This is a genomic window from Limimaricola cinnabarinus LL-001, from assembly GCF_000466965.1.
In the GTDB taxonomy this organism is placed as follows: domain Bacteria; phylum Pseudomonadota; class Alphaproteobacteria; order Rhodobacterales; family Rhodobacteraceae; genus Limimaricola; species Limimaricola cinnabarinus.
The window spans coordinates 1-6,784 of the sequence record NZ_BATB01000110.1; the positions used below are offsets into that span (position 1 = coordinate 1).

The following is a 6,784-nucleotide window of genomic DNA, read 5'->3' on the forward strand; positions in this document are numbered from 1 at the left end:
GCTGGCCAAGGGCCATGCGCTCGATCTTATGGTAGCGGGTCTCGCCGCCTTGGGCCTCTCCCATGCGCTGGTCGAGATCGGCGGCGAGGTCGCGACGCTGGGCCGTCACCCCTCGGGCCGGGCGTGGCGCCTCGCGATCGAGGCGGGCGGACGCACCACGGGGGACGGCGCTGCGCATGGTGCGCCCGTGCGGCCTGGCGCTGGCAACATCGGCCCATCGCCGCAGGGCCTGCGCGGGCGGGTGGAAACGAGCCATGTGATCGACCCGCGACAGGGGCGTCCGGCGGCGCAGGGGCTGGCGCAGGTTTCGGTTCTGGCGTCCACCGCCTGCGCGCGGATGCGCTGGCCACGGGGCTGCTCGCGCTGGGGCCGCATGACGGCCCGCGCATCGCGCGTGCGGCGGGCATCGCGGCGCTCTTTGTGCATCCGGGCGGCGCGGAGCGCATGACTGGGGGCTTTGCGGCCCATCTCATCGCCTGAAAGGAGCCGCGCATGATCACGATTCTCGTCGCCTTTCTTCTTATCGCGCTGTCGATGGCGGGCTTGGGCCTCGGGCTGATGTTCGGGTGCGGACCGCCGCAGGGCGGCTGCGGCACGCCTTGCGCGGGGTGTCGCAACCCCTGCGCGCGGAAGGGGGCGCGATGAGACCGTTGCCGCGCATCGAGGACGTCATGACGCGCGAGGTCGTATCGGTCACGCCCGAGACGGATCTGCTGCGCGCCATGCGTCTTCTCTTGTATCACTTCATTTCCGGCATGCCCGTCGTCGATGCGCAGGGCCGGCTCGTCGGCATGCTGTCCCAAAAGGACTGCCTGCGCGCCGCGCTTCATGCCGGATACCACGCGGGACAGGGCGGCCTCGTGGGCGATGCGATGCGCGCGCCGGTGGAATGCCTGACGCCCGATCTCGACATCCTCTCCGCGGCCGAGCGCATTCTGAGCGGCCCCTACCGCCGGTTTCCGGTGATGGAGGGATCGAGAATTGCGGGAATTCTGAGCCGCAGCGACCTCTTGCGCGCGCTGGCCGCCGCAAGAGAGGCTTCCGGTTGAAGCCCCGGGACGCAAGCTCGCATCATCGGGGCTGGGGTCATCGGCCCTTCGGTGGTATCGTCGTTGCATCCCTTCAAGGAGATCCGCGATGACCCCGAGATTGGATCTGCGCTGCGCCGATTGCGGCATCCGGCACCGTGCCGTCTGCGCGCGCTGCGACGAGACCGAGCTGGCACGGCTCGAGGAGGTCAAGTTCTACCGCAGCTATGAGGCCGGGCAGAAGATCGTCTGGGCCGGTGACGATCTGAGCTTCGTGGGCTCGCTCGTCGCGGGCATCGCCACCATGTCGCAGACGCTCGAGGACGGGCGGGTGCAGATGGTGGGGCTTTTGCTGCCGTCGGATTTCATCGGACGTCCCGGTCGGACCTCCACGCCCTATGACATCACGGCCGCCAGCGACGTGACCCTGTGCTGTTTTCGCCGTGCGCGTTCGAACGGCTGCTCGCGGACATGCCGCATGTCGCGGGGCGGCTTCTGGAGATGACGCTCGACGAACTGGACGCGGCGCGCGAATGGATGATGGTGCTGGGCCGCAAGACCGCGCGTGAGCGCATCGCGAGCCTGGCTGGTGTCGGTCGCGCGGCGCGAGGCAAGCTTCGATCTCGCGACCCGGACCCGCGACATCCGGCTCGACCTGCCGCTGACGCGCGAGGCGATGTCGGAGTATCTTGGCCTCACCATCGAGACGGTGAGCCGCCAGATCAGCCAGCTTGGGCGCGAAGGGGTGATCGAACTCGACGGCAAGCGCAAAATCGTGATTCCCGATCTCGACCGGCTGGGGGCCGAGACTGGTGACGAGGCCATGGCGGGCTGAACCGGTCGAGCGGGGCCCCGGACGGGTCACGGAACTCGTTGACAGATGCGGCGCATTTTGACCTGATCGAAGGCAGAGTCGCCTTGTTTTGAGGAGGACCGAGGATGAACCCCGATGCCGCAACCGCCCGCCGTGCCCTGATCCGGGCCTATCGCGCCTATCTCGAGGCCGAGGAGGATCTGGAGCGGGCGCTCGACGACGCCGCCGCCTTCGTGCCCAAACTGCGCCGCCACGGGCTGCGACCGATCGGCGCGCCCGGGTCGCGCATCCGCCGATTGACCGAAACCCGTAGCCATTCGGTCGAAGTGCTCGACGTCATGCGCGACAAGCATCGGCGCGCGGTAATCCGCTTGGCGGCTGAAAAAGAGGGCACGCCGCCTCGCGCGCTGCGCTAGCCATCCCGGCGCGTCCCGGCCCCCTCGCGCGAGGCCCGGGGGTCGCAGGTCATCGCGCGAGGATCAGCGGCAGGCGCGCGTTGGTCAGCATCTCGCGCGTGGTGCCGCCGAACAGCTGCTCGCGCAGGCGCGAATGGCCATACGCGCCCATCACCACGGCCTCGGCCCCGGTATCCATCGCGTGGCGGCGCAGCACCTCCGAATTGCGGAACCGGCTGCGCGCCAGCACCGAGACCTCGACCGCCACGCCGTTGCGCGCGAGAAACAGCGCGATGTCGCCGCCGGGATCGGAGCGGGCGCCGACCTGTACTTCGGGATCGACGATCACCACGTCGACAAGTCGCGCACGCCGCAGCATCGGCAGCGCGGCCCGCGCCGCCACCATCGCCTCGCGGCTGCCATCCCAAGCCAGCATGAGGCGCCCCGGACATGGCGCGATCTCGGCGCCGCCATCGGGGACGACGATGACCGGCAGCCCGCCTGCAAATAGCGACGCCTCCAGCACCGCGACCTGAAGCGGGCGCGCCTCGAGGCCATAGGGGGCAGTGGCGACGACGCGGTCGGCAAAGCGGGCGATCTCTCCGACGTTCCGGCCGATCATCCCCTCGCGCACATGATGCCGGTGCAGCTGCACGTTGCCGCGATGGGCGGGAATGAGCGAGCGCAGCTCGTGCTCCAGTTCCTCGGCGCGTGCGACGGCGCTTTCGGTGTCGGGCATGGTCAGCATCAGGGCCGGTCCCGCCATGTAGGCGTCGGGCGGCGTACTCTCGATGCCGAGGCAGTGGATGTCGAGATGCGCCTCTTGGATCTCGGTCAGCGCGAGCGCGGTGACGATCGCGCGCGATCGAGCGCGGCGTCGGTGGCCAAGACGGCGACGGTTCCATGGGACATGGGGGTCTCTCCCTTCGAGTTTGCGACTTGAGGGTGGCAGGGCCGCAGGAGGCGCGCCTTGATCCCGATCAATCCCGGCGGTGCTTGCGCTTGATCCAGATCAAGGTGGCCGCGGCGCGGGCACCGCAGAGAGGAGACAAGGGCCGATCAAGGCCCGCATAGAGGCGATGCGAGGAGCGGAAGATGAACTGGAACATCAAGGCGGCGGCGTTGTCGGCGGCGATGGCCCTCGGGGCCTGCGCCATGCCCGGCCCCGAGCCCGAACTGCTCACGGGCCGCGCGATCTTCCTGCAGAATTGCGCGTCCTGCCATGGTGCGGATGGCCGGGGCGACGGCCCGATGGCCGCGGGCCTGCCGCGCCCGCCCGCCGATCTGACACGCCTGCGCGCGGAGGGCGAGCCGTTCCCGACGGTGCATGTGATGTCCTATATCGACGGTTATTTCCGGCAGGACGATCCGGGGCAGGTGATGCCGGAGTTCAGCGGGGTCTTCACCGGTCCGACCCTGCATGTCGATACCGGCGACGGCCTCCTCACCCCCACGCCGCAGCCCCTCGTCGCGCTCTCGGAGTATCTCGCGACGCTGCAGGAGGGATGATCCAGATCAAGGCGTGGGCCGTGCGGATCGGGCAGTCTCGATATCGCGATGACAGGGACATGAGGGGAGAGGGCCATGACATTCACACCGCTGTTGCAACGCGTGGCGCTGGCCAAGTCGCTCGGGTTGCTGTTCGGCCTGCTGGCCCCGGCGCTGCTGACATCGGCGTCGGCCTCCGAGCTCATGCTGGTCTGGGGGATCGTGCTCTGGGCCGTGGTGCTCGGGGCGCTGGTCGGGTTGATCGGCGTGTTCGACCGGGTGCCGCCATTCGGCTTCCGGCTGCCCGTCGGCCTTCGTGGCGGCTGGGTCGGGCTCTGGATGGGGGTGCTCTTGCTGCTCGTCGCGCGGGATGGCCTCGCCACCCTCTGGGCCCGGTCGGAATGGCTGCCGCAGCCGGGGCCTGGGGTCTGGTGGATCGTGATCGAAGCGACGCTGATCGGCGCTTTGATCGACCTTGCCGTCTCCGCCGTGACCGACCCGGTAGGACGTCGCGGCACGGGTTATACCCGGCCCGGCCAGTGAATATCGCGCAAAGGGAGACGGCACATGCTCCGCATGCTCATGACAAGCGATCTGTCCGACCGCAGCGGCCTCGCGCTCGATCGGGCGCGAAGTCTGGCCGCGGCGCTCGGGATGGATCTCGAGATCCTGCACGTCGTGGACGACACGCTGCCGAGCCATGTCGCACAGGAGGCGGCGCAATCGGCGCATGAAATGCTGACCCGTGAGGCGAGCGGCGCGGGGAAGGTGGAGGTCGCCTTCGGCCATCCATGGCGCCGCGTGGTCGAGCGGATCGCCCATGGCCGCTTCGATCTCGTGGTGATGGGCGCGCATCGCGATCAGGGCATTGTCGATCTGTTTCGCAGCAGCGTATTGCACCGCTGCGTACAGATGTCGGAGGCGCCAGTACTGGTGGTCTCGAACCGGCCCGTCGCTGACTATGGCAAGGTCATGGTCGGCGCCAACTTTGCGCGCCGCGACGCGGAGGCGGCGCTGCTCGCCTCGAAGCTCGCGGGTGGGGCGCCGGTGCGGATCGCGCATGCCTACCGTGTGCCCTTCGGCGGCTTGGGCCACCGCATGGACGAGACCGGCGACATCACCAAGCGCGACCGCGACGAGATCGAGGCGCCGATGCTGTTCCAGTTGGAGGAGATGCGGCGATGGCTGGAGGCGGAGAGCGTCGAGGCCGACCGCGCGCTGCTCGAGGGGCGGACCACGTCCGCGCTGATCGCGGCGGTGGCGCAGGAGGGGATCGACCTCTTGGCGATTGGTCGCCACGGCGCCGAGGGTCACGCGCCGATGACCATGGGCCGTGTCGCGTCGGAATTGCTGAGCTATCTGCCCTGCGACCTGCTGGTACATCCGGGGCGCTTCCCGCGCGAAGATTGAACGCGCGGCGGGATCAGCCCCGCGGGCCGTTCGCCCGCGCCAGCCTCGGCGCAACAGCTTCTCGGCCTCCAGCAGCACCAGAAGCGCGACCCCCAGACCGAGGATCAGCGCCCCGTCGGCGGGCGTCACAGGCCGCGTGTCGAACAGTGCCTGCAGCGGCGGGGCGTAGGTGAAGAGCGCCTGCGCGGCCATGGCCATGGCGATGCCGAGCAGCACGGCGCGCGTGCCGAGGAGCCCCCGCGCGGTGATCGAGGTCATGTGCAGGTAGCGCACCGAGAACAGATAGAAGATCTCAAGCACCACCAGCAGGTTGACCGAGAGGGTCCGCGCATAGGCGAGCGTCTCGCCGCGCGCCATGACCCAAGCCGTCGCTCCGAAAACCGCCAGCCCGAACAGCGCCGAGACCAGCACCACCCGCCAGATCATCTCGCCGTCGAGCAGCGCCGCGCCGGGCGCGCGGGGCGGGCGGTCCATGACGCCCGGCTCGGCGGGCTCGAAGGCCAGCGTCAGCCCAAGCGCCACCGTCGTGACCATGTTGATCCAAAGGATCTGGATCGGCGTGATCGGCAGCGGCAGTCCGATCAGGATCGCGAGGATGATCACCAGCGCCTCGCCGCCATTGGTCGGCAGGTTCCAGGCGATGACCTTGCGGATGTTGTCGTGAATGGTGCGCCCCTCGCGCACGGCGGCGACGATGGAGGCGAAGTTGTCGTCGGCGAGCACCACCCGTGCCGCCTCCTTTGCGGCCTCGGTGCCCTTGATGCCCATGGCGATGCCGACATCGGCGCGCTTGAGCGCGGGCGCGTCGTTCACGCCGTCGCCGGTCATCGCCACGACATCGCCCCCGGCCTGCAGCGCCTCGACCAGCCGCAGCTTGTGCTCGGGCGAGCTGCGCGCGAAGACAGTCGTCGTGCCGATGCGGCGGCGCAGCTCGGCCTCGTCCATCGCCTCGATTTGCTGGCCGGTGAGGGGCGGCCGGGACGTCTCAAGCCCCAGCTCGACCGCGACGGCGTGGGCGGTGAGCGCATGGTCGCCGGTGATCATCCTGACCGCGATGCCGGCGCGGCGGCAATCGGCCACGGCCGAAATCGCCTCGGGCCGGGCCGGGTCGATGAAACCTGCAATGCCTAGCAATGTCAGGTCGCGGATGTCGTCTGGTGCCAGCGTTGCGCGATCCGCAGGTGTTGTGGGGAAGGCCAGAACCCGGTGGCCCGTCGCGGCGAGCTCTTCGATCCGCGCCGCCCATGCCGCGCGATCGATGGGTTCGGGCGATTTCGCGCCGATCTGGCGGCTGCACTGCGCGAGGAGCTGATCCGGCGCGCCCTTCACATAGACCTGCCGCCCCTCCGGGCCGTCATTCAGCGTCGCCATGTAGCGATAGGCGGCATCGAAGGGGATCTCGTACAGGCGCGCATGGCGCTGGCGTTCGGCCTCGGGATCGAGGCCCGCCTTGCGCGCCAGCGCCAGCAGCGCGCCCTCCATCGGGTCGCCCACGGCCTGCCAGCCGGCAGCATTTTCGAAGAGATGCGTGTCATTGCACAGCATCCCGGCCCGGATCAGCGGCAGGGCGGCCCCGGCATCGCCCGTGATCTGGCCGCGCGGCGCGTAGCCGGTGCCGCCGATGTCCAGCGGCGGCGCGGCGGGGTCGG

General features: G+C 69.6%; 7 protein-coding genes and 2 pseudogenes. 7 read left to right on the plus strand and 2 right to left on the minus strand.

Going from position 1 to position 6,784, the window contains the following annotated elements; translation table 11 throughout:
• The 5 genes and pseudogenes from MBELCI_RS18060 to MBELCI_RS18075 form a co-directional block, all read left to right on the plus strand.
• Window positions 1–448: FAD:protein FMN transferase (locus tag MBELCI_RS18060; RefSeq protein WP_131505601.1), on the plus strand; the 448-nt coding region annotated here is incomplete at its 5' end.
• Between the two features lie 44 nt (window positions 449–492).
• Window positions 493–645: a hypothetical protein gene (locus MBELCI_RS21215; protein WP_021695693.1), complete on the plus strand. Its 153-nt coding sequence runs from the start codon at window positions 493–495 to the stop codon at window positions 643–645.
• Window positions 642–1,049, plus strand: a complete 408-nt coding sequence (locus MBELCI_RS18065) for a CBS domain-containing protein (RefSeq protein ID WP_045320488.1) — start codon at window positions 642–644, stop codon at window positions 1,047–1,049. The genes MBELCI_RS21215 and MBELCI_RS18065 overlap by 4 nt, the downstream gene beginning before the upstream one ends.
• 88 nt (window positions 1,050–1,137) lie before the next feature.
• Window positions 1,138–1,863: pseudogene (fnrL, locus tag MBELCI_RS18070) on the plus strand (transcriptional regulator FnrL).
• Between the two features lie 104 nt (window positions 1,864–1,967).
• Window positions 1,968–2,258 (plus strand): hypothetical protein, encoded by a 291-nt coding sequence (locus MBELCI_RS18075; protein ID WP_021695696.1) that lies wholly within the window; start codon window positions 1,968–1,970, stop codon window positions 2,256–2,258.
• Between the two features lie 49 nt (window positions 2,259–2,307).
• On the opposite strand, the gene MBELCI_RS18080 is transcribed toward MBELCI_RS18075, so the two are convergent.
• Window positions 2,308–3,003, minus strand: a complete 696-nt coding sequence (locus tag MBELCI_RS18080) for a universal stress protein (RefSeq protein WP_235047697.1) — start codon at window positions 3,001–3,003, stop codon at window positions 2,308–2,310.
• A gap of 329 nt (window positions 3,004–3,332) precedes the next feature.
• Here MBELCI_RS18080 and MBELCI_RS18085 point away from each other — a divergent pair, with 329 nt between their 5' ends.
• Both MBELCI_RS18085 and MBELCI_RS22855 read left to right on the plus strand, forming a co-directional pair.
• Window positions 3,333–3,746, plus strand: coding sequence for a c-type cytochrome (locus tag MBELCI_RS18085; protein ID WP_021695699.1), 414 nt, complete (start codon window positions 3,333–3,335; stop codon window positions 3,744–3,746).
• 561 nt (window positions 3,747–4,307) lie between these two features.
• Window positions 4,308–5,135, plus strand: a complete 828-nt coding sequence (locus MBELCI_RS22855; protein ID WP_369385499.1) for a universal stress protein — start codon at window positions 4,308–4,310, stop codon at window positions 5,133–5,135.
• Window positions 5,136–5,246: 111 nt separating this feature from the next.
• Here MBELCI_RS22855 and MBELCI_RS22860 read toward each other — a convergent pair.
• A pseudogene (locus tag MBELCI_RS22860) lies at window positions 5,247–6,680 on the minus strand (HAD-IC family P-type ATPase); the annotation flags it as partial.
• Between the last annotated feature and the right edge of the window lie 104 nt (window positions 6,681–6,784).

Excerpts from the sequence above, each read along its gene's own strand:
- MBELCI_RS21215 (WP_021695693.1), top strand. The coding sequence starts at position 493 with ATGATCACGATTCTCGTCGCCTTTCTTCTTATCGCGCTGTCGATGGCG.
- MBELCI_RS18065 (WP_045320488.1), top strand. The coding sequence starts at position 642 with ATGAGACCGTTGCCGCGCATCGAGGACGTCATGACGCGCGAGGTCGTA.
- MBELCI_RS18075 (WP_021695696.1), top strand. The coding sequence starts at position 1,968 with ATGAACCCCGATGCCGCAACCGCCCGCCGTGCCCTGATCCGGGCCTAT.
- MBELCI_RS18080 (WP_235047697.1), bottom strand. The coding sequence starts at position 3,003 with ATGGCGGGACCGGCCCTGATGCTGACCATGCCCGACACCGAAAGCGCC.
- MBELCI_RS18085 (WP_021695699.1), top strand. The coding sequence starts at position 3,333 with ATGAACTGGAACATCAAGGCGGCGGCGTTGTCGGCGGCGATGGCCCTC.
- MBELCI_RS22855 (WP_369385499.1), top strand. The coding sequence starts at position 4,308 with ATGACAAGCGATCTGTCCGACCGCAGCGGCCTCGCGCTCGATCGGGCG.